This window comes from Gordonia sp. N1V, from assembly GCF_029269935.1.
Lineage (GTDB): Bacteria > Actinomycetota > Actinomycetes > Mycobacteriales > Mycobacteriaceae > Gordonia > Gordonia polyisoprenivorans.
In genome coordinates this window covers 1-335 of the sequence record NZ_JARJDD010000112.1, presented here as the reverse complement: position 1 = coordinate 335, position 335 = coordinate 1, and the positions used below count along the sequence as shown (strand labels likewise).

At 61.8% G+C, this 335-nt stretch carries 2 pseudogenes; both read left to right on the top strand.

The features are described from left to right. Window positions 1–165 (top strand): annotated as a pseudogene (locus P3L18_RS28355) (ATP-binding cassette domain-containing protein); the annotation flags it as partial. A gap of 1 nt (window position 166) precedes the next feature. Continuing rightward, window positions 167–335 (top strand): annotated as a pseudogene (locus P3L18_RS28350) (HNH endonuclease); the annotation flags it as partial.

Here is a 335-nt window from a genome sequence, read left to right as displayed (position 1 = left end):
GATGTGTCGTTGACCTTGCCCGAGGGTGAGGTGTCGGCCCTGCTGGGTCCGTCGGGTACCGGTAAATCGGTGTTCTTGAAGACGTTGATCGGTTTGCTGCATCCGGAGCAGGGGTCGGTGGTTGTGGATGGCACCGATATCACCCAGTGTTCGGCGAAGGAACTGTAACTGTGAATGCGGACAAGATGATTGCCCGAAACGAGGTGGTGGCACCGACAGCAATGGGTCGGCCGAAACACCCGCTGACGCCGAGGATGCGGCAGCGTGGGACGACTTGGTCCCCGAACCCGCCGATGCCGACGCTCCCGAAGTCGAGTTGGTGGAGCCGGTCGTCG